Consider the following 23,603-nt stretch of genomic DNA (forward strand, 5'->3'; position numbering starts at 1 on the left):
GGTGAACAACTAAAACCGATCGCCATACTTCATTAAGGCTGAATGTTGGGGCACTGACCCGATTGAGAGGAGCACTTATCCGGTTCCCAAAGACGCTGAGTTTGTTGTAAATCCTCAAGTGTTGTTTCAAGAAATCTTCGGTCATCCTTATCCAAGGTTGCGTTATGCAAAATCAACTCAAGGCTCTTTTCTGTTCGTTCGACTAATCTAGTAAGCGCGGCCAGTTGATGAGTAGAATATTCTTCATTTTTTATTTCGCATGCCTCAGCAGGAAGCACTGAAACGATGCCAACTAAAACCATTGCTGTCATCGTGATAAAGTCTTTAGTCACAAGCTGTTTCCCCGTTCAATGATGCAACCGGTATACGACTGACCATGCAGCCCCAAGAGAAGTGAAGACTGCTTCATCTGTTGCCCTGTCACGCTGCAGCAGCCCCTTTTTCTCCAGGCCCGACACTGCACGCCCTTCAGTGTGGGCTATTTCGACTCGCAGGCCTTCAGCCAGGGGACCTCCAACCTCATCGAGCGCTGACACCATAAATGCCAACTCACCAGGAGGAAGTTTGATTTTTTTGGCCTGCATGGAGGTCATCAACGCTCGAGCACCCAACTCATCCATGCCCACCTTGGCCCAAGTCGAAAATGAGCTCACCAGGCAATGAGAGGTCGTCCCAAGCACGGAAACCATTTCTCTGCGATCGGAGTCGTACTCCTGCGCAGCCTTGGCGGCTAAAATGCGGAAATACACGTTCGTATTACCATCAGCCTCTTCAATAATGGCCAGAACTTCACGCACCCCAGCTTTGTTGTCGTGATAGAACCGCCCGACTTCGATTTCTTTAACTTTCATCGCTATTTCCTGAGTAATCCCATTGGCTTTTGATCAGCTCTTCTCTTTGTCTCGTTTAGACAAACCCAACCGAATGGCGAACGCAACACTAATAGCGCCCAAGAAAAGGCCGATCACAGAATGTCCAATCCAAAAGGCAGTGACGCTGGCAAGACTGGACAAACCAGCGACTATGGCCAAATTTTCATCTTTCATCTAATCCTCAGATTTTTCCGCGCCCCTTTATGGCCTTGCTCAGCAGCTTTACGGAACCAGGCAACCGCCAGCCCCTGATCCTTTGTAATGCCCTGGCCCTTGGCATACATAACGCCGATGTTAAATTGTGCATCTGCCAAACCTTGTTTGGCCGCCTTGCTGAACCAGGTAAAGGCATGACCAAAATCACGGGTAATGCCGTCCCCTTTATAATACAGACAGCCGAGGTCAAGCAGTGCATCTGCTAGACCTTGCTCAGCAGCTTTGAGATACCATGTTAGCGCCAGTTCGAAATCCCGCCCCACGCCAAGACCATTCTCATACATCACGGCGAGACTGTGTTGTGCTTTGGCATGACCTTGTTTCGCAGCCTTGAGAAACAAAACTACTGCGTGTTGCTCATCCTGTACAACATCGCGACCCGTAGCGTACATAATAGCAAGGTTGTACTGTGCATCCGGTGTTAAGTCAGGTGTTGATACTGATGGGCTTACAGTGTTTTGCATCCTATTTGTCCCTTAATTCGGCAGCCGAATTTTCCTCGATCATCCGCTCCAGGCGTCCCAGTTGTTCGAGCAGACCTAGTATGGCGGCAGGTTGTGCAGCTGCGATGTACTTGCTGTTTACTTCCAGTAGCGACACTGGTTTTGGGTGCCCATCATGCATCGTACAGGCAGCGATCTGGCAGTTGGTCCCCTTGAGACGAACGACGCCAAAGCAAACCCCATCGTTAACTGCCTCCCATTCACCCTTGGTGGCCTGTTCGGCTAAATCTCGCAGCTTATCGAAGGCGCCGTTTCTGATGCCCCCATTGGGGGTGATACGTTGCCTAAGGGCCAGTAATTCGCGGTAAGCATTGGCTACCGGATTATTCCCATAGGACATCCCCTCCAGTTCTTCATCACTGAAGCTGTTCGAAGCCTGTTCTTCCGTTAACCCTGGTCGCTGAATAATCATCGTATTTTCCTGTTACTTAAAGCCGATCAACTGATTTTCGCCACAAAGATAAAATCGACAGTTCCATGGCCATCGCAATCAAAGCCCTGGCCATCAGGCTTGAGGCATTCATCTCCGCCATCAAAAGCGCATCCATCACACGAAAAGGACGCATTAGCGGGCCGCTTGTCGTATGCCCTGACATCGAGATCCCGCGCTTCGCATATCAATGCTGGCGGTTTGCTACCTGACATGGCCATCACCCTTTCGCTGATTCCATCCGGACACTGCTGATTGAAAAGCTTCCTTATGCGCAGCGATCAACTCACTCTCGTTCTGTGCCCACTCTGCGTTCTCTGCAACGTCGCCAGAGGCGGTATGTGTATTGAAAACTTCCAGTTTGTTGCCGCCACAGAACGGGCAAGACTCCAGATGTTTGCCGTTGTGATCGCCTGGGTCCCGATAGCTTGCGCCGTAACTGCCTGGCTCGCCAAATAGCTCCAAATTTTGCATGTGTTTTCTCTGTTATTTCCCAGTGCTAACGCCAGGAGTCGCTGGCAATTCGATATCAAATGCCTTTGCGAAGGATGTGACGATGACAGTCAGGTGATGGGGGAGGGGTCATTACGCAATCGCCTTCAGCATTGTCATTGTCGCTAGGTTCCTGCTTAAGCGCTTTCTGGGCCGCATCCATGACATTAGATGCCCAGTCACCATCAAGGCCGGGCATCGCAGGCAGAGCGAGGTCACCTGGAACTGCCATTACCCACTCCCGATATCCTTTGGTTACTTCGAGCAATTCACTCATTTTTTGGATCAGAAGCTCATTCTCATTGGCCATTTGCTCGAGATCGGATGCCATATCTGCCAAGGTCTTTCCTGCGTCCACATGCCCTTGTCTAAACAAACCCTTGGCTTGCATTCTTGCTTTGATGATGGTCTCGCTTCTCATTGCCGGTGTCCTTGGTTTTATTGATCTGCTACTGATTGGCGTGAGAATATCACACGTGTATTAATTATATCGAACACCAGCGTCAGGTCAATAATTAATACACGTGCATTTAATGGTCGGTTTTTATGCCCATCTGAACCGATGGAGAAGGCATGCTACTAGCTTTGCAATTGCGGCAGCGCAGGCTCCACGGTCACAACACCGAGGTCACAGCTGAACTCGATAGCGTGCTCGTGCTCAACTGCAATCCAGCACATAACACGAGCCATACACTCTAATGCCTCTTGGGGGCCAAGGCCTGCAACAGCTGCCCCGATTTGCTCACAGAACTCCCGATTATCAGCCATAACAATAAAGCCTCATGTTGTTGAGTTCTAACACTGACGTCGGCGCGATAAATACCCGGTCGCCAAGATGGCTGATTGCCCCGTGGCCGATACCTTACTGACCCATGGCATCATCTGACGCCTTTTGTTTTGTTGCCAGACCATTTGCAAACTATGAATCCTTGGATAGTCCACACCACAGCAACACCAGAAATGAGTAGGATATCCCGAAGTTCACTATCACCCGATTGGTTGTAAATCAAACCACACGTAGCGATTAACATTACTGTGGCCAACCAATAAGATTTTGGTGTCCATTCGTTGTTTGCCTCCCAAAGCTTGCGTATTTTTTGGTACATATTTCACTCTCCATTTTGATCACTAGATACAACAGATTGAAATTAACTGTTCAAACTATGCCGGACTAATGTCGTCCGCCCGCAATTGACTTCTATGTGTGCTTTCACTGAAGACATAACCGCCTGATGGAGAGCGTAATCAACACTCTGCCCAAGAGTCTCTGTAGCTTGCTCTTTAGCCATCCAGGAAGTGTCGAAATCACTCGGGATCGACATCAGCTCTTGGATCAGCTCGATCGATGGCTTGTATATTCTGCCTTCATGCTGAATGTAGATGCCATCCTTGATGCCACGATCTTGGGATTTCAATACGGTCGGGCAGCGGGTGCTTTCAGGCGTCAGATAAGGGGTCACTGTACGTGTGGATTGCTCGCGAGCACGGATCAGCTTGGTGTCGGTAATATCGCTGCAACTTGCCAGGTGTTTTTCCACGACATCCCACAATGGTAATGGTGTGGATGGATTAGCGGCCCCAATTGGAGGCTCATAGCCAGGATAAACCGACGCAACCATGTAATATCGTGTTCTGCCCTGGTATGCACCAAATCCCAAACCGCTCAGCACACTTTCTGTGATGTGATACCCCATGCGACGCAAAACCGTTGTCATCATGATCCCCGCAGCCGAAGTCGAAAAGCCTTTGACGTTTTCAACGACCACCACAGCAGGCTGAATAACCTCGATCTGCCGCAAGCACGGGTAAACCATATCGACCATCGTTGACAGGTCTGAAACAGCTTTAGCCTTAGCCACCGGGCTCTTTGCGGTGCTATGGTCATCGCACCCAAGGGAGTAATGCGCCAATGCGATTGGGGGCCGTTCGCTTAGCAATGCTGCCAGGCGGTCAATCTCCAAGTGATGGATGTCTTCACACAGCAAGATGCGCGGCGCAGCATTGCGCAAAACATTGAGGGCATGGACCTCTGATAGGTCACGGCCCGATGCGATATCTCTTGCCTCTGGTGGACGATGCTCCAGCACGATATCGGCTTTCCAGCCAAGGGACTCCATGACATGGATGTCAACGCCACCAGTCAAACCAACAAAGGCCCGCCATGGGTTGCTTTTCCTGAAGCGATCAACAATGGAAAACACCCGGTTGGACAAAGGGCTGAACACGACGCGCCCAGGCCTCATTTCCACATGAAATCGCTCGGTGTAACTTGCGAAACAACGATCGATCATCTGTTGACTGGAGAACTCAACCAGAGACTCCAGAGGGTTGTTAGAGCGCCCCCGATTATACCGACGCTGGTGGACCTGATGACTTGCTTCCACGCCCTTGGCCAGCTCGACAGCAAAACCCTTTTGAAAGCCAAGCGGGGAAACTGTGACCCCTTGCCCTGGGGTGAACCCCATGATCGGCAGAAAATTGGTAGAGAGGCGAACTTTTCTGCGCCCACCGACGTTATTAAATGTCAGCTGTTTGGTAACTATCTCAGGTTGTGAAAATGTGCAAATCATCATAATCCCTTGCAGAGCATGCCAGCAGGTATTTAATTGTTTTTGGCCTATGGCCAACCATCACCGCAGAGCTAATCCCTGAATATTGGAAGCCCCTGACAAGCGGCCCTGAGTTTTTTGGCTTCACTTTCCTCATAACCCCAGATATTGCCATCATCTACATTACACCGCTCAGGGCAAATGATGCTTGGTGGTAACTGCACCCCCTTGTTTACATAGTCACGCAACCGTTCAACCAAGGAACGGAGCGTGCCACCATGACTGAAGGCTTTCCATTTGCCACTGTAATGGGTGTAAATCAGCTTGCCGGTGCGAGCATCGTGAAACCAAACGCGGCCTCTACTGTCCAGATGCATCTTGGCCACATGACCGTTTGAATTGAAAAATTTCCGACCATGGTTGGCAATCAGTTGGATCAGGTCATTTGCATGAGCTAAGCGTTCTGCTGTCATTTCGATATCCTTTTTTCAGATAGACCTTCGCAATGAAGGAGCTTCCAAGAAGGTAAATCATTGTGGGGAAGCCAGGCTGTAAATTGCACCTGGATATAAAATACATTGCCTTTTACTCAGATTTGACATTGCAAAACACCCATCCTGGTCAAGAACGGCCATCGAATCAAATTCATAGCGACGACCTAGCTCATCAACAAACCATGTTGGAACTTTTTGCTCCCTGATGGTGATTGTTCTATCACTCACTTTCACGATACGAGTCATGACATTACCTTTAACGATCATCGTTAGTTGGATTGGCTCGGACTAGATAGTATCCGGAGTCAATGTCGTCACCATTCCAAGCTACGATGCCGTCTTTGACCAGTTGCTGCAGATGCCTTTGAACCGCGAACGCGGCCCCCTGGCGATTACGAAAGGTGTAATCAGGGTATGCGGCATATCCGATAGCTGATGCACGTTTGCACGGACCTATCTTGAGGTGTGCAATGATGCGCTCTCTCACCAGCTCAGATGGAGTGTGCTTGCCATGGTTTGCCGGGGTTTTACTCGCCATCTGACTTCCTGATCGTTACGCATTGTTTTTTTTGGGGCAGCCCTGTTTCACGGTTCCTCGTCCACCAGCAATAGTGGTCAGGGGGGTTAGCACTTCGTCACGGGGAGATCGGTCTGAGCCTTCCAAAATCCATGTTTATTACCAAGCTCTCTCGCTGCTTCCAGTGGCTCATGATCATAGGATGCAACATGGATGAATTCGCCAATAGATGGATGACTGTACACTTCAACGCCATCAACCGTTTCGATTTCAAAATGCCTTAGCTCTTCACGCGCTTTGTCTTTCGATTCGACAAACTCGCGCTCACATTGCTCTGAAGAAATCCAGGCAACGGAATCAGCTCCAACTTCGATTGCTCGCCATTGCGACGTTTGGTCATCGAATTGCACATACCGCTCCGTAGCAGCATCATTACAGCCTGCGCTCAGCATAGACAGAAGGCTGATCAGCAACACACGTTTCATTTCATTCATCCCCTTTACCAAAAAATGTATCTGCATGTGTGGTAATGCCAGCTACAGCTTCTCGAGCCTTTTAATGCTAATCGAGACTGTCTACTAGCGATCTGGATGGACACCACATTTGCTTACCAGCAGATGCCCCGCTGACACGTTCAACCACCCAACCATTGCCATCTTGGGTAAGGAGGCGAACTTTATTGCCACTTTTCTTGAAAAATTTTATATCACCTTCTTTAAGCTTTGTCTTTGTTGTCATCATAATCCTCCTTGCAGATTGACTGTCGTCGTGTGAATGCGTTACTCAAAAGGCAAAAACTTATTACACGTGCATTAATTTTAGAGGCTAGGGGGTGCTTGTCAACATTAAATGCACATGTAATAATGTTTGCATGACTGAAAAAGCGAAACCGCGCGGTGCGCCCAAAAAACCCTTAGACCAAAAGCGGATCGAAAGACTCGGGGTTGTCCAGCTGACGCAAAAACAGTTGGCAGACTACCTGGCTGCTGCAGAGCTTGAGGGGAAAACAAAATCTGATTGGGTTCGAGATGTTCTCGATGCTCAAGCCGCACTTACCCTTAGCAAAAAAGCAGCCGAGAGCTAATCGCAGCCGCTTGAACACAAAAAGGCCAAACAATCTGGAGAGATGTTTGGCCTTTTTTTTGATCTTGGATCTTCGGTTGCTTAGTGCTTTTCCACTCGACTTAACTGGATATTTTCGCCATCTTTCTTCGACGCAAGCATGGTGATTGTCTGTGGATTTTCAACCACAATAGCCTCCCCGATTTCTGGAAACAAAGCTTTATCGCCGATGACCTCCGAAAACATCAATACTGAGCCATTAAATTGATACTGCGCGGATCCAGATATTTTTGGTATACCGGCAATTTTCATTTCCTTTGTGACAGTGTTTTTGTCATCAAAATAGTAGGACACCGCGACACTTTTCCCATCTATCTGAAATTCAGCTTCGTATCTACCTCTTGGGTGATCTTTTGGCTCCGGTTTGCTGCTATAGCTATCGACAAGAATTTTTGAGTCGATTGTCACTTCCGGATAATTCGACTTCATCTCACGGAATCTCTGATCCTTGAGATAGGGGTCAACAGCTAACATGTAAACTGCCGCTGCAACTACGATCGCGAACATCACTTCAGGGAAGCCGTATCCCCGCTGCTTTAAATTTGCCATCTATGACTTACGCCTATGCTGGATTTGAAGTGTTATGCCGGGAGTGGAGTAAGCGTGCATACTGACGCGAGCATGTATCCTACCCCTGCAATTTTATGCTCGTGCTTTGGGGCCCATGATTGCAGGTGTGCCCTGATGCACTTGTTGAGGGCCGCTGCATCTACCCCCTCATTGAGTTCAATCTCGCATGCTGGTGTCATTGAGCCGCAAAAAAGTGATTTTGCGAGCTTGGTGTAGATATTTCCAGCCCAAAATTCTGCCGGGATATCCTCTATTTATACGTCATTTGGCACCTTCAGGTTGTCTCTTGAGCTTAAATAGGCTCGACTTTGTCCAACTGAGCAATACCTATGCCTTCAAGGACCACCATAGGGCTCGAGTCACCTTGGATATAGGCAGGTTTAACTACAGCAGTGATTTGCTTACCCTCAATCTCACTTTTCAGGTAAGTCACTTTTGTACCTACCGCATTTGTTCGATTGAATTTCTGCACAGCCAATTCGGCCAATTGGCGATTGTGATTTCTTTCTGGCTGTTCAGCCTGAACATCTGAACCTAACAGGTTAACGCTATTGAAGTTAACCAGAACTTCCGAGAACGCTGCATGATGAGCCATCACCCATTCAAATAACTCGCTTTTTTCTTTGCCATCAACAATCAAACCGGCTTTCATGCGCAGCGATTCTTCATGGCGCATGGTCAACCACTGTTTGAACGTATCCAGGTCACATACACCTGCGTGACGCATCAGCGGTTGCCCATGGATCATTTGCGTTACCGTTAGCATCCCCATTTCAGACAGAGCTCTGTCCAGTTCCTCTATACTTCTCGTTTCCATGGGCTGTTGCCTCTCTCAATTCAGTCTTTGATGTGTTCGATCGCCTGATCTATCGCGACCTTGCGCCAATCTGGCCATGTGCGAGATTTGTTGATAGCCAACTTGGCTGCAGCTGCCGGGATCAATTTTTGATGCCCGTGATGGTAAGCGGCCAACCAGATCCTGTATGCCATGACGGCCCAAGGGCGCCACTGATGGATTTTCCCTTCCAAAGCTGATAGCTCGAAATGAATGTCGTCAAAGCTCCATCCATCCTGAACCTTCGATTCCTCAGGCATTATCCCATGGGACATGTAGGCATCAATATGGAGGGGATCACCACCAGCCCTCAGCGCACCATCCACACAAAGTAAAAAGCAGTCCGCCCACTCAGTAACATCACCAGGAGACTCCTGGGCCTCTGCAAGCTCCTTTTTGAGGTGCTCTAACACCCCATGCAACCGAGGCGCGGGACCGAACGCTGAGACGCTGAAAACGCGCTGTTCTTGAAGTAACGTAAGCAGGGGCATAACTCGTTTTCCTCGCTTGGCTAGATATCAGAGGGAAGGGGAGGGACATCTCCTGTCACTTCGGCACTATTTGACCGCAATGCGGACAGACATTCTGATCTCCATTGATGAGAAGCATCCTTGTCAGCCAATACTTAAACATTCGATAGCATGATAATCGAAGAGCTGCTGTTGCCATGGCAAAGCATGAACCTATCCCAATAGCCGGATTTTCAACTGCCCGAACGTATTCAACCCCGATCATTTCAGTGGCCTCATGAACAGATTTGAGTTCTGCGATTATGCCTAAGTACCATCCACGGATCACGATGGACAACCATGGTGCGATGGCGAATATGATCGCGATTACCAGTATTGCTATAACTCCCTGACGGCTGGCATTACCTTTAAGCTCATACATGGCACCTACACAAAATGATGTTGCGAGGATGAACTTCATTGGCATTGGATTAGAAAGGCTCTGCAGATAATGGCCAAGCCCTAACCAGTAAAGCTGCAATGCCAATATGAGGCATAACACCAAAAGTACGTCGCGCAAAAATTGAGGGGTAGGAGGTTTTACCCTGCAGCGTCGCAAACCCTCATAGGGAGTCATCAATCATTGCTCCTGATGGACGCATTTTTCTCATTTTGGCTGCGGAACCAGCAAACGGCTACTGGCTGATCAACACCTTCCTTTTGCTCCAGCGTCTTCATGTTTTTTAACTTGAAGTTAATGCGATTGTACTGTCGCCAATTACCACTGACAAATTCTTTGCGGACATGGGCCTTCACAAAACCAACCATTGTCGCAACAGAAGGGTAGGCTTCAGCGAACAAATCCAGCCAAGCATTTACCTCTTGTCGAGAGCCTTTGATGCAGAAGGAGTGTTCGCCTCCAGTGTGAGGGGTTCCACTGGGATTTGGTGCCATTTCGTACAAATCTTGATTGCGATACATCAATTGATGTATCGCACGTCCTGTAATGGAGTGCTGGGGCGCTGAGAGGTCAAGAAAAACCTCAACAGGGCCCAAGGTATTATCCAAATTTTCATCAAAGCGTTGGCAGCGTTGAGCGTGCAGCATTTTATGGTCCTTGTTGAAATGAGGTGTAGCCTGGGTCGGAGGATGGAAGGGGAGGCATGCTCCCCGACATTCATCCTGCGTAAGTGATGTCTTCGCCGCGCACCCAAGTGATAGGAAATGCCCCCAGCTGATCCTGAGTTGCTTCTATCAAGTTGTATTCAGGGATGTCATGGTCGTAACGGGCATAACCATGCTCTACTTGTTCGACAGTTACCGGGGCGTAGCTAGACTGCGTGATGATTTTATTGGCTCTCTCCAAAAAATCAGTTTTAAGTCGGTGTCCATCAGTCCAGACCCCCCAAGGCTCTCCATTCTCCATGCTGTACAGTGAGATGGGCTGCGGGTCATGCATGCCTATCGGCCCATGAAGCCCTTCTTCAGGGTATTCCGTGTCGTAAGCGTACAGGCCAGCAGGCATGCTTTCGCCATCCAGGGAGGTGAAGGCGTCCCGCTTGATGATAGTGATTTCGGCATCCAGCTGACTGGGGTCCTGTTCCCGATCCGGGCTAATGAAGTCCAACAACTCAATCAGGTTTTTGCCGCTCAGTGTGATCATTCTTTATATGCTCCCATATAAACTAAATTCTGTGCTTTTCACTATATTGACGCTGTTCTGCTTGTCAATATTTATTACAGGTGTATTTAGTCTGGCTGCTGCTCAGAGCGCGAAGGTGTGGAAGGATGTCAACACTCTCCACCAGCCGACAACCCTTGTCGTCCCGTAGCGTTCCGGTTTTGGTCTCGGGTGCAACCCATGGCAAAATACCGACTTTGTGCCAAACGGATAATGTGATGACTCCAGAGAGGATGAAGCAGTACGGGAAAGGATTGGGCTTGTGGCAAGACAAGAGCCTGGCTGCTGGTGAGCCAATCTCTTACCTCAAGCAAGACGATCCCGGTCGTGTCGAGCTTATCGAGACCGCAAAAGGGTTTTGGGTTGACTCCAGTGAAGATTGCCAAGCACCTGTTAACCCTTTGGCTAACGGTGTTTTCGTATGGACTGAGGTCAAAGGCGCCGGTCATACGTTTGTGTCAGTCCATGAGGACAACAGCCCATTCGTCTACACATATGGCCGCTTTGGGCGTGTAGGCAATCCGCTTGGTGCCGTAGGGGATGGCATATTGAATTTCCTGCAGTATGAAGATGCCCGAGGGTATTACCGGGAAGAGCTCTACAAGTTTGGCGCACGGGCTTTCCGGATTGATGACGCGGATCCCTTCATCATCAGGCAGTATTTCGAAAAACTTTGGTCAGCTGGCGTGCCAGCGGTCCAAACACCCAAAATGGGCGATCGTACCCGCCGCAATGGCCGCACGATTGACCAATATGATGTCACCGGGAAGAATTGCACTACGCATACAACAGATGGCATCAAAATGGGTGGGTCGGCAGTGTTTAAACTGGAGGCCACCCTGGGGGAGTTAGCAATCCAGTTTGATGAGGACGAAGATTTTGCCATCCCTGCATCCTTGCAACGCTACTTGATCCGAAAAAGTAGCGATCCAGCATCGATGCAGGTGATCGAGATGACAGCAGAATTCAGAAAGCAGTACCCCAACGCCGAAAGGTACACCCCGGTGCCGGATAGCAACTCTCCGGATAAGGTGGTTGCAGAAACGCTATCAGCAATCGGTGAAGGGTCGCCATACTCTGCAGGAACCGTGGGCGGAGTATTGGGAGGGGTTTATGCTGACAAGTAACCAGCGCTGGATAATCACCCGGACTGGGTTGGTTGTGATCATGTCATGCATCTATCTCTCGATAGCCAACATGCTGATGTATCAATTCACGAGTGTAGTTGAGGCGGAGAAAGCAGCTCATCCGGCTGTAATGTCACTTCAGCAATACGATACTTCAGTCCGCGCTGTCATGAACGTTGCTGACTGCTTCTCCAGCTTTTCACTGCTCGGGTTCTGGGTCAGCGTGGCGCTTATTCTGGGTGGCTTGAAGAAGGGGGGGGCATTAGTAGCTACCAGCCGATGGAAAGCTATTGTCAGATGGGCTGGAATTGCTGCAGTGATGTTCGGGCACTTTATCTGGAATGCAGCGCTCAGCTTCAATCTTTCATACTTCTGGAAAGATGGGGCGTTGGCCTCACAGGTCTCTGTTCGTGAGTATTTAGCCGGAATGGATTATCTCATAGGGGCTATGAACATGGGGCTGCAGGCCACGACTTACAGTTATGTGGTGTGCGCCCCGCTGATCATTTTGGCCTTCCTAAAAGTCCGATAGTAGTCAGGTGAGGCATGCATCTGGACACTTATCAAGACCAGCCAGATCTTAGCTGGTGGTTATGGCTGCAGGCCCCTGAATGTTCGCGTGCTGTTGGCGAAATGACGCGGGCATGTTTGCCACCAGCTGCTTCAGATAGGCATCCAGCTCCGGATCCGCTTTGCGGCAGGCATCAACATAGGAGGTTAGCAAGTACATTGGGCCATTCTGGTCGTAGCCAACCAGGGTACTCTCCGGGTCATGGCGTAACACCTCATCGCAATACCATAGTGACTCATCCAGGGGGGACAACATTGGCGCTTCACCATCGTTGACCTGCTGCATATAGGCACCGAATTTTTCGTCAAAAATGCGATTCAGCTCAGTTGATGCGTGCTTTGCATGGAGATCTTCCATATTCCACCTCGACGATAAAAGTTAGCTGTGAGTTGTTTGCAATGCGGCTTGTTCGCCGTGTGTGGCGAGAACTAATGCCCGGTCAAGCCAACATTTTCCCATCATAGAATGTCAGCCCCATCTCGCTGGCCAATGATGTAATGGCTTTGGATGCGATCGCACTGTTTTTGAGTGACTCTGCAGGAACCCTAATTAATAGATCCCTTGGCAATACACGATCTCCAAAAAACATGACCGCATAATAGCTGGCACATTGTCGAGAACTCCAGATAAGCCCATCGACATCTGAGGCTGCATGGATAGCCTTTGCCCATTCCTGAGTATAGGGGTAGTAGGATGCAGAGCTGTGAATGAGTTCACCTTCAGCAATCCCCAGGTTTCTTGTCGCGGGCCCGAACAGCTTTGCGAGCTTTAAATCCCTGGCGTTAGAGATATGACTCAGCACCATCCCATCCAGTCGCTGGAGGTCATATGTTTTCAACGATGGATCTGTTGTATAGGGGACGTCGTGAAAGACACTCTCCATCAGAGCAACCTCCACGGTGGCTCCCGCATAGATCGTCGGGACCGCAACACCCGCTGAGTTAGTAAAAGGACTGAATCTGGCATTGCCGTAACCAGGGTTGAAGACTGTTTCCCCAAATCTACTTGAGTGAACACGGAGGAGCTCAGTATGAGCGTTCAAGGTGAACTCAGTGACCTTCAACCCTGGGGTAGGCATGCTGAAATTGTTATTAGCTGTGCTCAATTGCAGCCACCTCCATCGCGGCTGCATGAGTGACCTGCTCCGGTTGAGAAGCAAGCACATCTTGCGGCCTGGCACCATTCAGCCAACTGTTAGCACTACAGAACCACAGTGCAATAGCCAAAGGTACTTTCCGGCCAGCAAAATGCTGAAGCACGGTTTTCATGACCGGTAATGGCTTGCCATCAATGCCAAAGGCATAACCAGGGTACAGGTCCTTCTTTTCGCTTGTCAGGGCGAAGATCCGTCCGCTGCTCTTCCATTTATGAGGGGTAGAGGAGGGGTTTTTGACCGTGATGCCAGCCAATTCACAGATTTCCTGAGCGGTTAACCAGGTAGCACTGGCCAGCACTATATCCGTCAATTTCGCTGGGGTTGCGCCTTGCACTTGCACCGGTTTGACCTGCCCTGAGAGGGGTAAATCTTGTTGTGCAGAAAACTCCGCTGAAGCCCAGCCCCTTGGGGTCGATATTATCGGACGCATAGGGTGCTCTCTAAGCCAAGATGCGAGCAACGGCTGGCTGGCTCTCTTGAATCCACCACGCCGAAGTTCTTTACGCGTAGGAATTTGAGTTGAAACACCATAGGGGCGTACTACCGTCCCTATGTCAGAAAGATAAGCGTCAACCAAACGGTTAAAGTTGGCTTCTGAATCCTGGGTCATGAGGATATTGACCAATGCAATTTCAACAGCCTTAGGCAGGAACGCCTTAAGCTGCTCTTCAGTGAGATGTAGCTTGGTCAGTGCATCCGATTTTTTGATGAGCACAATCATGGACTCATCAGGTAGTGTTTCTGATGTTGCCTTCAGCGTGGCCATATCGGTCACTGAAACAATGGATCCTTGCTTGCTGTGAGAGTGCAAGACTTCTTCAGTGCGTGGCATATGATTACCTCCGACGCCTGTACAGATGATGAGCATCATACCTCACATTCATCATAGCCAAAATAGCCAATATAGCGACACAGCTCGTAGAGATAGAGTAAAGATGCGAAGTGAAGAAGTGGTCTTGCAAGGGAGAGGGGGCTGGTGGATATAGCCAGGGTGACGAATGAGAGGCCGATTTAAGCATCGGCATCCCAAAGGACTCACATCGCGTTATTGTCGGGGCCTGTGCTTTTGGGTGATGTTTTTACTCATCAGCGGCAACCCTATGATCTCAGCATTCATCTGATGCTTAGGAATGACGCGAGAGCTTGCACTTTCTTCGGGTCACTCAAGGCTTGTAGAAGCTTGTTCCTAAGGTCAGGATCCTGAACCAACACTACATCTGTTTCCGGATGGTAGGGCACATCATCGATGAACACCCGGTGAAGGCGGCTTATGATGGATTGTGATGCAGTCTTTTCAACTTCGGATACTTCCATGGCTCTGGAAAGATGGTCTATCAATTCGGAGTGTAGAGACCGCTTGTTCATCTTTGCAGTCATCTCAAAATGTTCTCTCATGACTGGTTCCATCCTGAGAGGGTAAGACGCAATTTGTGTCCCCATAGATTGCAACTCTCTTTGCTCGTTCGGGCTTATGTCGAACGACCCTTTTAGTCGCCTAACAATTTCATCATTAAACCCTTTTCCAGCAATAGCCATGACCTTATCGTGCAGGACAACTGGCAACCGTAAGCTTGTTTTTTGAATTTTCTCATGTGCCATAGAGTCAATCGATGATATGAGATTTTTTTGAATAGAAAAATCCAATCGATTGACAATTTCCGCATTCATCGTCCTGTTAGAGTTGATCGCAGATGAAATGACTAATTCATGAAGGGAGGTTGGTAGTCGCAGGCTAGTTCTAACTATTTTTCTGTCACTCATTATGCGCCTTTTGGTTCCAGTGGTGTGAGCTGGCTCGAGGCGGTCTCACACGGTGTGGTAGCAAGTCGGCGTTAAGATATCAGTTTTCTCTAGCTGGTGGCAGTTACGGGAACAAAAACCACAATTGATCCGTGCATTCCTATCGGGATATATTGGCTATTTATGTAACAAATGGAGCCCAGTAATGTTCAAAAAACACATCCTGGTGATTGCTGCATCGCTCGTATTTTTCAGCACCACCAGTATTGCCGGAGAAGTGGCCAAGCTATCAGATAGCAACATGGTTCTGACCGATCAAGACCCAGTAAAGGCACGCAAAGCTGAATGCCAACCTCTGCGTGGGGATTCAGTAGAAGTCATTGAGGTCGTTAAAAACGCGGGTGGAATGCTTAATGTTGACGTAGCGAAAGTCAAAGTTATGACCGGCTCTTGTGCAGGAACGCAGGGGTGGGTAGGACTTTCTCGCTTGGTCTCATCCGCTCAATAGCCGATAGGCGTAGCCAATTCATTAAGCATAGTGGGCTGCGGAAGCCCACTATCTAAAAACTCAAATCGCTTACAGATCCGTCGCTACGCGTGCCGGGATGCTTATCTTGTTCTCGCGGCCACATTCGTTACAAGTGACCGTCATAGGATCCGTGATTTCCGTCAACACCCAGAAGAGTGAACCTGTGCGCTGTTCTGGTAGCGTTTCGCCGCAATGCCCACACAAGATTTCGACACTCTTGCAAATCAGTTTTGCCCTGGCCATTGCCTATCCCTCCTGTCCACAATAACTCAGTCTTGCGTATTGCTACATGAGCCCATGGTTCAGTTTTGATTGCCCGTGATGGCCAACAGAGCCTTAACTCGGTCTATCTCCTCAGGGGCGTGGGGTGAGCCCCCTTCATTGACCGAGATATACCACTGCAAAACATCTTTTCGCCACGCGAAATTGTGAATGGTAAATCGTAATCGATAAACAGCCATTCGTGTGCTGTAGTTTGACCCTTCGAAGTCGTCAACATGCAGGCCATTAAAGATCCGTAATTTACCGGTCATGAACATGCGAACAGTAGTCAGGCGCTGCAGCCCATCGAGGATCTGAATTTCGTTGGGGAGATCACCCCCGTGATCTTCCGTCTCCCAATGTGGAGCATTGAACTGGATCGTCCGCTGACTCTCACCTACCGTGCCCCGGTATATGCCTTCAAGATAGGCAATGCGTTGTGCAACTGTCCAAACGTGACCTCGTTGGAAGTCTGGATCAAGATTTAACCCCCAGTTCTGCTCGTACCCTTCAAGCATTCGTTCCAGGTCGCGGAATGGGCAATCCGTAGCGTGATTAGCGGCTGGCAAAGGCTTGATTATCGATCTCAGCAACTCAGTCTTGCTGTGATAAACACGAGGGTCTGACATGAAATTATCCTTGGTCATCGCATTTCTTGTGGGATGAAAATATTTTCATCCCACACTTATTCATCATTTAAATTGGCTGGTGGCCTATGGACTTGCGCAATAACAAAACCAAGCCCGCCAGCAGTAGACCGTACAGGGCTACGAGCAACATTAACATAATGCCTACGGTTAATAGGCGAAATTCTGGGATACCCCATAAAAGTATATCGTTGAATATTTCACCTACTTGTGGCAACGCATTTGCCATAGTGATCAGTGACAAGCTGCAACACATGGTGGTAAGGACAAACAGGGTTAGCTTGTCGTTTTCAGCTGCAACGTAAGTACGCTTGCGAATATCTATCAAGGCATTAAGTAACCACATTGCCAAGATGGCAAGAACAATACTTGCACCCAAGTAGTAAGCCATGACTATCTCCTATATCCAAATGGTTGCTTATTACCTACTTTTTACTTTAACCGAAGCGACGACTGGATTGACGCGGTCGATAATCGAGATTGTTTACGATTGCTTTGCTGGATACAGCTTAAAATACTTGGCTGCCAATTTCTGCGCTTCGTTCAATTCCTCTGGAGTCAATTTCTTGGCCACCGCATTACGAATTTCAACGAGATCTTCGTTATCGCTATCTTTTGAGCTATTTGCCACAGAAACTGAATACCAAACGTATGCAAGCTTAGCGCTCTGCTTGACTCCTTCGCCTCGCTCATACTTCTGTCCCAGAACGAACTGAGCCACGTCGTACCCTTGTTCAGCGGCTTTGCGAAACCAATAGACTGCTTTTTGGTGATCTTGAGCCACGCCCTTGCCTTCGCTATACATCCATCCAAGTTTAATTTGGGACAATTCATGCCCTTGTTCAGCGGCTTTGCCAAACCAAGTAGCGGCCAACTGGTAATCTTGTGGCATCCCGATGCCGCGAGAGTAGATCAGGCCGAGCAAGTATTGATCTGAGGCGTAGCCTTGTTCTGCGCCTTTGCGAATGATATCTGTGCCTTTGTGATAATCCCCTTTGGCAACGATGTCCGGCACATTGTTCAGAATTATTTTCTGCTCATCATTTTTTTCAAAGCAACCACTTAACAGCGCCATTGCTAATGATGAACAAATTAAGATCTTAATCTTCACTCTGCTTCTCCCTGTCATTCTTCATATGTGCCACCAAATTTTTCCGATTAACTAAAATGATGCATCTAACCACAAATGCTGTCAATGCAAGAAATAATTACTGCTGTTAATGCTCAATAAAACAGCCCCAAAAGTGGGGCCATTTTATGACTGCGCTTTACTTTCTGACAAGGATCAAGGGTTCAAGGTCGCATGCCGCGTGGCCGAAAGAGCGGGATGGATTGTAGCTCTACATGGGTATCCAGCGTTTTCGTCGGTTCACGCTCAAGTACCGCTACCGCGATATCCTGGGCTATGGAGCTGGCAATAGTGGATACTGCGTGCGATTTATCCCCGGTCATTTGCAAAACAAGGCCTTCTCTTGGCATTAACACTGCCCAGCCGCCACCTGGTGTTTGATTTATGGCTCCACCGGACATTTCATGCATGTACACAGGTGTTTTGATGCCATCGAGCTCAATCTGAGTGGCGTGGCCAAATAGCTGAAGCTGAAACTTGATACGCTCCTTGATCTGGGGATCTGCGTTGGGGTCAGTCAGGCTGGCCAGAACATTGTTTTCCCCTTGCTCGGCAGGCATAGATTTAATCTGTTTCAGGTTGTAAGTAAGCTGGTGGCGACTAATTGATCCTTCGTGGGCGCTTATGGCGTTCTGAAACAAGTCTGGATAGCTTTTTTCGACAGCGTTCTTCACAGCTTGTACCTCTTTAGCACGGTTTAGCGCGGCGTTGTATTGATGAATTTGGGTGGCTGCAACCACCTCTTCCAGGCGTTGGAAGCACTGATAACTTTCGAATGGCGTACCGTTAAACATCAGCCCGGCATAGCCTTGGTAGCGGCGATTAGTCTGGTTGCCTTCTACTGTGCCGATTTCATAACGTGGTTCTGTAGAGGTGTGATCCCATGCGATGACCTTCATACCGACTTTGGCATTATCTATCGGGTGTTGTTGAAGGATGCTCAGATGAGGCATTGGAGCCACCATGACGATGTCATCGAGCTCTTCTGGCTGGATAGGGGTGTGGTTAAGTGAATGGCTACCCCCCAGTAAATTTGGGTCAAAAGCCAAGCGGCCCAAGGAACACTCACCATTGCGTCGCAAAATAAACCCATTGATCTCTGCATGCTGCTGCTGGCGAGCCCAGTTCTTTAACTCCGATCCAAAAATTGGATGGATCCAAGCCACGGTAGCATTTTTATTTGGCGCAATTCCGATGCCGGTGTCGTAAGAGACACTGGCGCCAGGCCTGGTTGAGGTTGGCTCGAAGCGCCATCCTACGGTCACTTTCCCGCTCGCGGGCTCCGTCATCGTGTAGATGGTTGGCGTCATGCCATTTGCACCAGGAGTCACCTTACCTGCAGCAACCAGCTGCGCAATCTCATGCATCTTGATCGCAATGCGCAAGGGAGCCAGTTTTTCTTCTTGGCCAGCGGTCAGTTTTTTTGATTCCAAACTGATCAACATGTCAGACAGGGCATCGCAATGGTCGATAACGATAGGGAAGTCGATGAAGCGAATATCGACTGCGCGAGGTAGGTCGACATCATGATGCACTGACCAGGCTGGATCGTCTGGCGATGGCAGATCTTTATAGAGTCCGTAGAACGAAAGTGAATCGAAAGCTGTTTCGATAGACTCCAGTTCTAATGACATCGGCTTCTTAACCGACGCGAAATTGTTGAACGTGAAATGTATGCGAGGCCTTTGGCCATCTGGGCTTTTGATCTGCATGATATGTGCTCCATCTTGAAAATAATGATGATCACTTTCTTTAAAAGCTACCATATAAGCATATTTTTGGCACTGTAATGCAAGGTCATCGTGAGGCAACTGCGGCCCTTGTTGATCGCTACCACATAGCGGGATGCTGTCCAACAGTGCTGAACAGATGGTTAGGTGTTGGTTGGCGGTCTTTTTATTTGTCTCGAGGTCACCCAGATATGGATTAAGGTCACCCGTATCTGTCATGAGGTAACCCCGATATGAGCCAAGGTCACCCTCATTTGATTTATGGTCACCCGTATTTGGCGAGTAAGCTGTTTGGGGTCGGGTGGGGGAATTGAGGATGGGGTAGGTTGGAGCGGTTGCGATTAACCAGTGGTCGCTGGTGGCTGTAACCGCTCATACGCTGCTGAAGGGTTATCTGACACCAGCTCAGCCAGCTCCGGAGAAAGTGCGTGTATGGCGTTCCAGACGCGCCCTTGAGCACAATGCCAGTCGTTAAATTGACGTCCTCCCCCACCTCTCGCTAACGCTCGCCGGTCTTTGACCGGGAAGGAGGGGACTCCTACCGTGGCTAGGCGAACACGCCCAACTCACCTCGGTGGGTTCCTGCTGCTGGCGGCATTATTGCACCGCTCACTTCACAGGCTAACCGGGCGTGTCCCGCCCTTAATACATTGATTGCACCAACAACATCGGCGTTTTCCTCAAAGCCGCATTCTACACACTGGAACTTGGCTTGAGTTCGCCTATTGTCCGCCGAAATATGCCCACAACTTGGGCACGTTCGGCTTGTGTTCTTCGGTGGCACAGCTACCAGGTGTCCGCCTTTCCACGCCAACTTGTAGTCCAGTTGGCGACGGAACTCGAACCAGCCTTGATCGAGAATGGACTTATTCAGGCCGGACTTGGCCCAAACCTGCTTCCCCGGCTTTTCGGTGCTGCCTGCCGCCGACTTGGACATGTTCCGTACCTGCAGGTCCTCGATACACACCATCGCGTGGTTTTGGCTGATCGCGGTAGAGGTCTTGTGTAGGTAGTCGCGGCGAGCATTGCCGATGCGGGAATGAATACGCTGGACCTTGTCCTTGGCCTTCTTCCAGTTTGCGCTGAATTTGGCCTTGCGGCTCATCGCCTGTTGCGCCTTGCGCAAAGCGATTTCATGCCGTTTGAAGCTGTTGAGCGGGGCGTAGAACTCTCCATCTGACAGGGTGGCAAAGCGGGCAATCCCCATATCAACCCCAATGGCGTCACCCTGATGCACGGGAGTTTCAACTTTCCGCTCGGTTTGGATGCTAACGAACCACTTGCCGCATGATTGGCTAATGGTGACGTTCTTCACCGCGCCCAAGACGTCTCGACTATTGCGGTAGCGCAGCCAGCCCAGCTTGGGCAGGAAAATGCGCCCATTGCTTTGATCCAGCTTGCAGCCCTGCGGATAACGAAAGGTGTCGCTCTGTCCCTTCTTCTTGAAACGAGGGAAATCCGCCCGTTTGGCGAAGAAGTTGGCGTAGGCCCGCTCCAAGTCTTTGAGCGTCTGCTGCAAGGGCTGAGAAGGCGTTTCAGCCAGCCAACGCGTTTGCTCATCTTGCTTCCATGCCGTTAAGCACTTACACAAGTCTGCATAGCTCTGCTTTTTTTCGCCTTGCTCATGCCTATCTTTTTGCAACGCCAACGCCTTGTTGAAGACGAACCGACAGGTGCCCGCAAAGCGGCGGATTTGCCGCTCTTGCAGTCCATTTGGCATCAGTTCGTATTTGAAGGCTTGAAGTCGTTGCATTCCTCCATCATCCTTTGGTCTATGACAAATATCAACGATATTAGATGAGATCATTCGCCAATATATCGAGCAGCAGCAAACACCACACTGACCACGGAACGGCTACGCCGCTCTCGCCTTATATCCCCGCCATGAATGACGGGGATATAAGGCGCAATTGGTAATAGAGACTGACCAGCTCCCGCAACGCTACAGGGAGCTGGTCATTGTCCATTGGGGGGGGGGATTTCAGCCTTAGGTACGTACTCAATACCTTCAATGAGAACTTGGGGCACTGCCTTCACCTATTTCAGTCCGACCTGACTCTTTTGCTCGCCAATACGTAGCACCATTGCAATCGCAATCACCTGTTACGATTTCGTCGCAATAATCGCAAACATGCTGTTCAGGTGTCATCTTTGCTCGCGCTTTCCACTGGTGAAAACCTGAATAGCCATACCACTGAGACTCCTCACCGATCATTCGCTCGTGATGCTTGCGGCGCAAGCAGTGTTTGCAGATGCAGTAATCTGCCTCTGACCCGGCTTCTCCGCACTCTACTATGCGAACATAGCAAGGAGTGTTCTTCCCAGGCTTGTTGCAAAAATCGCATTCTTCAGTGTATTCGCAAAGAGAGAGGTGAGATGCAAAACGTCCTGGCTTCTGTGCAAGAGTAATGCGACCTCGAGAGGGAATGAACTTATTGGTGATGAAATCACCGGTCATTCTCTGCTTGCGTTGTTTGCTATACCAACGTGACATCAGGTGCCCCTTAACTATTCAACTAGCGATAAAAATGCCCATGCGCGGTGGCAATAAGCTCTAGGGCGCCACGGGCAGCAACCCAGTCCTGTTTCTTGATGTCAGGAATATCACCCCGGCTGCGAAACACCATTTCGTCTCCAGCAAGTACCCATCCCCAGCCATGCATTCCAAAAGAATATCTGCCGGATTCAGAGAGTTCGAGAGGCCATTTGTCCAGTGCTCTGGCCATGGGTTTCAGCACGTCCTGACGAGGGATTGTCGAGGCGTAATTAGCCCCATTATTCGCTGCTCTGACGGCCTTTGCCCATTCTGTCTTTGTGATATCAGCGGCATCCTGTTCGCAGCGCAGCACCATATCCCCGTTCGTAGTCTGCACCCATTTCCAGCCGTAACATGCTCCGTGGCCATTAATGAGATCGCCCTTGTCTATGGGCCAGCTATGGTTGACTGCCAACAGTCGCAACGCTTCGGTTCTGGAAGTCATTTTTCCTCTCTTGCAGCTACTCTACTTTTTCTCTATGCAAGCAAAACCCATTAAGCCAGCCTGCTTTCTCATGAGCGCGATAAACTCATCCATATTGATCTTGTCACCGAAAGTTGGCCAACTACAACCAAGAAAGAAATGGGCACTGGCAAATGCAAGTTCATCACATACGTCGGTGTCGGTAACCCCATGCTTTGCGAGCTTGATCCGGGCAATAGGGTAAAGCGAAAGAATTGCCTCTGCTTGCTTATGGTGAATGCAGATCCCTGTATTACTGGTCAGATACTCAGCAGCCTCCTTAAATTGCAGTGACGTAGGCTTTACATCGCGATTCTCATAGAGAAACATCGATGATGCTCGCCTTATTTCCAGCATATAACTAGCATTATCACTGGGCTTACCATCATCACGGATGATGCTATTTGGTGCGTAGATAAACATATTTCTCCCTTTAAAACATAAAACTTCTGGTAAGCGTCGTGCGACTTAATGATGCCAGCTCAGAACGCTTGTTTCTGCACGTCGCTCAATCTTGATAGCCACAAATGTTCTCAAGTTCTTCACGGAACGAGTGTTTTTGATTGGTGTCAAAGCATTTAATTCCTTCGTCCGGCCCCATCCCTATCCCGTGACGGATGCAGTAATCGACCATTGCCTGCAGTGACTCTTTTGCTTCATCTGACAAGCTGTTCAGATCGATATCTTTAGGGCTTTCACTGTTCAGCATGCTCATGATCATTATCTCTCAGGTTCTGAATGTATTTTTAACAAATATAGGGGTGACAGGCTTATAACTGACTCAGAATTTCTTCAATGATTTTTTGTGCGGCAAGGCGGTTCAATACTGGAATTGTAAGTGGGTCAATGCGCTCCCGTTCATCTGCAACGATAAGCTGTGCCTTCCATTCAATTCCAGATAGCAAGTGATTAGGGGAGCCCCCATCGCCAATTTTACACCGTGCCTCTCTGTAAGCTCGCTTCCACTGGGTGCGGTTGGCGTTA

At 49.3% G+C, this 23,603-nt stretch carries 35 protein-coding genes; 4 read left to right on the forward strand and 31 right to left on the reverse strand.

Annotation, left to right across the window (positions count from 1 at the left end; translation table 11 throughout):
* Positions 1-32: 32 nt before the first annotated feature.
* The 12 genes from AAHA41_RS08755 to AAHA41_RS08810 form a co-directional block, all read right to left on the reverse strand.
* Positions 33-332 carry a hypothetical protein gene (locus AAHA41_RS08755; RefSeq protein WP_323069944.1) on the reverse strand — a complete coding sequence of 100 codons (300 nt, stop codon included), beginning with the start codon at positions 330-332 and terminating at the stop codon, positions 33-35.
* 15 nt (positions 333-347) lie between these two features.
* The gene (locus tag AAHA41_RS08760; RefSeq protein ID WP_323069943.1) at positions 348-851 is read right to left on the reverse strand and encodes a hypothetical protein; all 504 of its coding nucleotides are present in this window, start codon (positions 849-851) and stop codon (positions 348-350) included.
* Between the two features lie 191 nt (positions 852-1,042).
* The gene (locus AAHA41_RS08765) at positions 1,043-1,552 is read right to left on the reverse strand and encodes a tetratricopeptide repeat protein (protein ID WP_323069941.1); all 510 of its coding nucleotides are present in this window, start codon (positions 1,550-1,552) and stop codon (positions 1,043-1,045) included.
* A gap of 1 nt (position 1,553) precedes the next feature.
* Positions 1,554-2,003 (reverse strand): hypothetical protein, encoded by a 450-nt coding sequence (locus tag AAHA41_RS08770; protein ID WP_323069940.1) that lies wholly within the window; start codon positions 2,001-2,003, stop codon positions 1,554-1,556.
* Positions 2,004-2,019: 16 nt separating this feature from the next.
* Positions 2,020-2,157: a hypothetical protein gene (locus tag AAHA41_RS08775; RefSeq protein ID WP_323069939.1), complete on the reverse strand. Its 138-nt coding sequence runs from the start codon at positions 2,155-2,157 to the stop codon at positions 2,020-2,022.
* Positions 2,158-2,550: 393 nt separating this feature from the next.
* Entirely contained in the window at positions 2,551-2,934 is a 384-nt protein-coding gene (locus AAHA41_RS08780; RefSeq protein ID WP_323069938.1) for a hypothetical protein, read from the reverse strand.
* A 727-nt stretch (positions 2,935-3,661) separates the two neighbouring features.
* Positions 3,662-5,086 (reverse strand): DNA cytosine methyltransferase, encoded by a 1,425-nt coding sequence (locus AAHA41_RS08785; protein ID WP_323069937.1) that lies wholly within the window; start codon positions 5,084-5,086, stop codon positions 3,662-3,664.
* A 68-nt stretch (positions 5,087-5,154) separates the two neighbouring features.
* Positions 5,155-5,535 carry a hypothetical protein gene (locus AAHA41_RS08790; RefSeq protein WP_323069936.1) on the reverse strand — a complete coding sequence of 127 codons (381 nt, stop codon included), beginning with the start codon at positions 5,533-5,535 and terminating at the stop codon, positions 5,155-5,157.
* Positions 5,536-5,592: 57 nt separating this feature from the next.
* The gene (locus tag AAHA41_RS08795) at positions 5,593-5,802 is read right to left on the reverse strand and encodes a hypothetical protein (protein ID WP_323069935.1); all 210 of its coding nucleotides are present in this window, start codon (positions 5,800-5,802) and stop codon (positions 5,593-5,595) included.
* A 10-nt stretch (positions 5,803-5,812) separates the two neighbouring features.
* Positions 5,813-6,094, reverse strand: coding sequence for a hypothetical protein (locus AAHA41_RS08800; RefSeq protein ID WP_323069934.1), 282 nt, complete (start codon positions 6,092-6,094; stop codon positions 5,813-5,815).
* A gap of 86 nt (positions 6,095-6,180) precedes the next feature.
* Positions 6,181-6,558, reverse strand: a complete 378-nt coding sequence (locus AAHA41_RS08805) for a hypothetical protein (protein ID WP_323069933.1) — start codon at positions 6,556-6,558, stop codon at positions 6,181-6,183.
* A 76-nt stretch (positions 6,559-6,634) separates the two neighbouring features.
* Complete coding sequence (locus AAHA41_RS08810) at positions 6,635-6,814, reverse strand: hypothetical protein (protein ID WP_323069932.1); 180 nt, start codon at positions 6,812-6,814, stop codon at positions 6,635-6,637.
* 130 nt (positions 6,815-6,944) lie between these two features.
* Here AAHA41_RS08810 and AAHA41_RS08815 point away from each other — a divergent pair, with 130 nt between their 5' ends.
* A complete protein-coding gene (locus AAHA41_RS08815) occupies positions 6,945-7,157 on the forward strand; it encodes a hypothetical protein (protein ID WP_323069930.1) in 213 nt (70 codons plus the stop codon).
* Positions 7,158-7,237: 80 nt separating this feature from the next.
* Here the strand turns inward: AAHA41_RS08815 and AAHA41_RS08820 are convergent, their stop codons facing one another.
* The 6 genes from AAHA41_RS08820 to AAHA41_RS08845 form a co-directional block, all read right to left on the reverse strand.
* Entirely contained in the window at positions 7,238-7,744 is a 507-nt protein-coding gene (locus AAHA41_RS08820) for a hypothetical protein (RefSeq protein WP_323069928.1), read from the reverse strand.
* Between the two features lie 313 nt (positions 7,745-8,057).
* On the reverse strand, positions 8,058-8,582 hold the full coding sequence (locus tag AAHA41_RS08825; protein ID WP_323069927.1) for a hypothetical protein: 525 nt from the start codon (positions 8,580-8,582) through the stop codon (positions 8,058-8,060).
* 20 nt (positions 8,583-8,602) lie between these two features.
* A complete protein-coding gene (locus tag AAHA41_RS08830; protein ID WP_136501860.1) occupies positions 8,603-9,091 on the reverse strand; it encodes a dATP/dGTP pyrophosphohydrolase domain-containing protein in 489 nt (162 codons plus the stop codon).
* Positions 9,092-9,146: 55 nt separating this feature from the next.
* Positions 9,147-9,686 (reverse strand): hypothetical protein, encoded by a 540-nt coding sequence (locus tag AAHA41_RS08835; protein ID WP_136501861.1) that lies wholly within the window; start codon positions 9,684-9,686, stop codon positions 9,147-9,149.
* Entirely contained in the window at positions 9,686-10,156 is a 471-nt protein-coding gene (locus AAHA41_RS08840) for a hypothetical protein (protein ID WP_136501862.1), read from the reverse strand. The genes AAHA41_RS08835 and AAHA41_RS08840 overlap by 1 nt, the downstream gene beginning before the upstream one ends.
* A 70-nt stretch (positions 10,157-10,226) precedes the next feature.
* The gene (locus tag AAHA41_RS08845) at positions 10,227-10,712 is read right to left on the reverse strand and encodes a hypothetical protein (RefSeq protein WP_323069926.1); all 486 of its coding nucleotides are present in this window, start codon (positions 10,710-10,712) and stop codon (positions 10,227-10,229) included.
* A gap of 251 nt (positions 10,713-10,963) precedes the next feature.
* Between AAHA41_RS08845 and AAHA41_RS08850 the strand changes: the two genes are divergently transcribed.
* Complete coding sequence (locus AAHA41_RS08850; protein ID WP_323069925.1) at positions 10,964-11,857, forward strand: hypothetical protein; 894 nt, start codon at positions 10,964-10,966, stop codon at positions 11,855-11,857.
* Positions 11,844-12,389, forward strand: coding sequence for a hypothetical protein (locus AAHA41_RS08855; protein WP_323069924.1), 546 nt, complete (start codon positions 11,844-11,846; stop codon positions 12,387-12,389). The genes AAHA41_RS08850 and AAHA41_RS08855 overlap by 14 nt, the downstream gene beginning before the upstream one ends.
* A 48-nt stretch (positions 12,390-12,437) precedes the next feature.
* Here AAHA41_RS08855 and AAHA41_RS08860 read toward each other — a convergent pair whose 3' ends face one another.
* The 4 genes from AAHA41_RS08860 to AAHA41_RS08875 form a co-directional block, all read right to left on the reverse strand.
* Positions 12,438-12,785, reverse strand: a complete 348-nt coding sequence (locus AAHA41_RS08860; RefSeq protein WP_136501865.1) for a hypothetical protein — start codon at positions 12,783-12,785, stop codon at positions 12,438-12,440.
* 82 nt (positions 12,786-12,867) lie between these two features.
* Positions 12,868-13,470, reverse strand: a complete 603-nt coding sequence (locus AAHA41_RS08865; RefSeq protein ID WP_323069922.1) for an RES family NAD+ phosphorylase — start codon at positions 13,468-13,470, stop codon at positions 12,868-12,870.
* Positions 13,471-13,519: 49 nt separating this feature from the next.
* The gene (locus AAHA41_RS08870; protein WP_323069921.1) at positions 13,520-14,455 is read right to left on the reverse strand and encodes a hypothetical protein; all 936 of its coding nucleotides are present in this window, start codon (positions 14,453-14,455) and stop codon (positions 13,520-13,522) included.
* A gap of 242 nt (positions 14,456-14,697) precedes the next feature.
* Positions 14,698-15,345 (reverse strand): hypothetical protein, encoded by a 648-nt coding sequence (locus tag AAHA41_RS08875; protein WP_323069920.1) that lies wholly within the window; start codon positions 15,343-15,345, stop codon positions 14,698-14,700.
* Positions 15,346-15,529: 184 nt separating this feature from the next.
* Here AAHA41_RS08875 and AAHA41_RS08880 point away from each other — a divergent pair, with 184 nt between their 5' ends.
* Positions 15,530-15,832 carry a hypothetical protein gene (locus AAHA41_RS08880; RefSeq protein WP_136501869.1) on the forward strand — a complete coding sequence of 101 codons (303 nt, stop codon included), beginning with the start codon at positions 15,530-15,532 and terminating at the stop codon, positions 15,830-15,832.
* Positions 15,833-16,155: 323 nt separating this feature from the next.
* Here AAHA41_RS08880 and AAHA41_RS08885 read toward each other — a convergent pair whose 3' ends face one another.
* From AAHA41_RS08885 to AAHA41_RS08925, 9 genes are all read right to left on the reverse strand, one after another.
* Positions 16,156-16,761 carry a DUF262 domain-containing protein gene (locus tag AAHA41_RS08885; RefSeq protein ID WP_323069917.1) on the reverse strand — a complete coding sequence of 202 codons (606 nt, stop codon included), beginning with the start codon at positions 16,759-16,761 and terminating at the stop codon, positions 16,156-16,158.
* Between the two features lie 49 nt (positions 16,762-16,810).
* A complete protein-coding gene (locus AAHA41_RS08890; protein ID WP_323069916.1) occupies positions 16,811-17,152 on the reverse strand; it encodes a hypothetical protein in 342 nt (113 codons plus the stop codon).
* A gap of 93 nt (positions 17,153-17,245) precedes the next feature.
* Entirely contained in the window at positions 17,246-17,872 is a 627-nt protein-coding gene (locus tag AAHA41_RS08895; protein WP_323069915.1) for a tetratricopeptide repeat protein, read from the reverse strand.
* Between the two features lie 182 nt (positions 17,873-18,054).
* Positions 18,055-19,839 (reverse strand): hypothetical protein, encoded by a 1,785-nt coding sequence (locus AAHA41_RS08900; protein ID WP_323069914.1) that lies wholly within the window; start codon positions 19,837-19,839, stop codon positions 18,055-18,057.
* Between the two features lie 328 nt (positions 19,840-20,167).
* Entirely contained in the window at positions 20,168-21,373 is a 1,206-nt protein-coding gene (locus AAHA41_RS08905; protein ID WP_323069913.1) for a transposase, read from the reverse strand.
* A gap of 255 nt (positions 21,374-21,628) precedes the next feature.
* Positions 21,629-22,114, reverse strand: a complete 486-nt coding sequence (locus AAHA41_RS08910; RefSeq protein WP_323069912.1) for a hypothetical protein — start codon at positions 22,112-22,114, stop codon at positions 21,629-21,631.
* 22 nt (positions 22,115-22,136) lie between these two features.
* Positions 22,137-22,601, reverse strand: a complete 465-nt coding sequence (locus AAHA41_RS08915; protein ID WP_136501873.1) for a hypothetical protein — start codon at positions 22,599-22,601, stop codon at positions 22,137-22,139.
* A gap of 21 nt (positions 22,602-22,622) precedes the next feature.
* Positions 22,623-23,042 (reverse strand): hypothetical protein, encoded by a 420-nt coding sequence (locus tag AAHA41_RS08920; protein ID WP_323069911.1) that lies wholly within the window; start codon positions 23,040-23,042, stop codon positions 22,623-22,625.
* Between the two features lie 85 nt (positions 23,043-23,127).
* Positions 23,128-23,334: a hypothetical protein gene (locus AAHA41_RS08925; protein ID WP_323069909.1), complete on the reverse strand. Its 207-nt coding sequence runs from the start codon at positions 23,332-23,334 to the stop codon at positions 23,128-23,130.
* Positions 23,335-23,603 lie beyond the last annotated feature (269 nt).

The sequence above is a fragment of the Aeromonas sp. SER genome (assembly GCF_038739615.1).
GTDB lineage: Bacteria > Pseudomonadota > Gammaproteobacteria > Enterobacterales > Aeromonadaceae > Aeromonas > Aeromonas jandaei.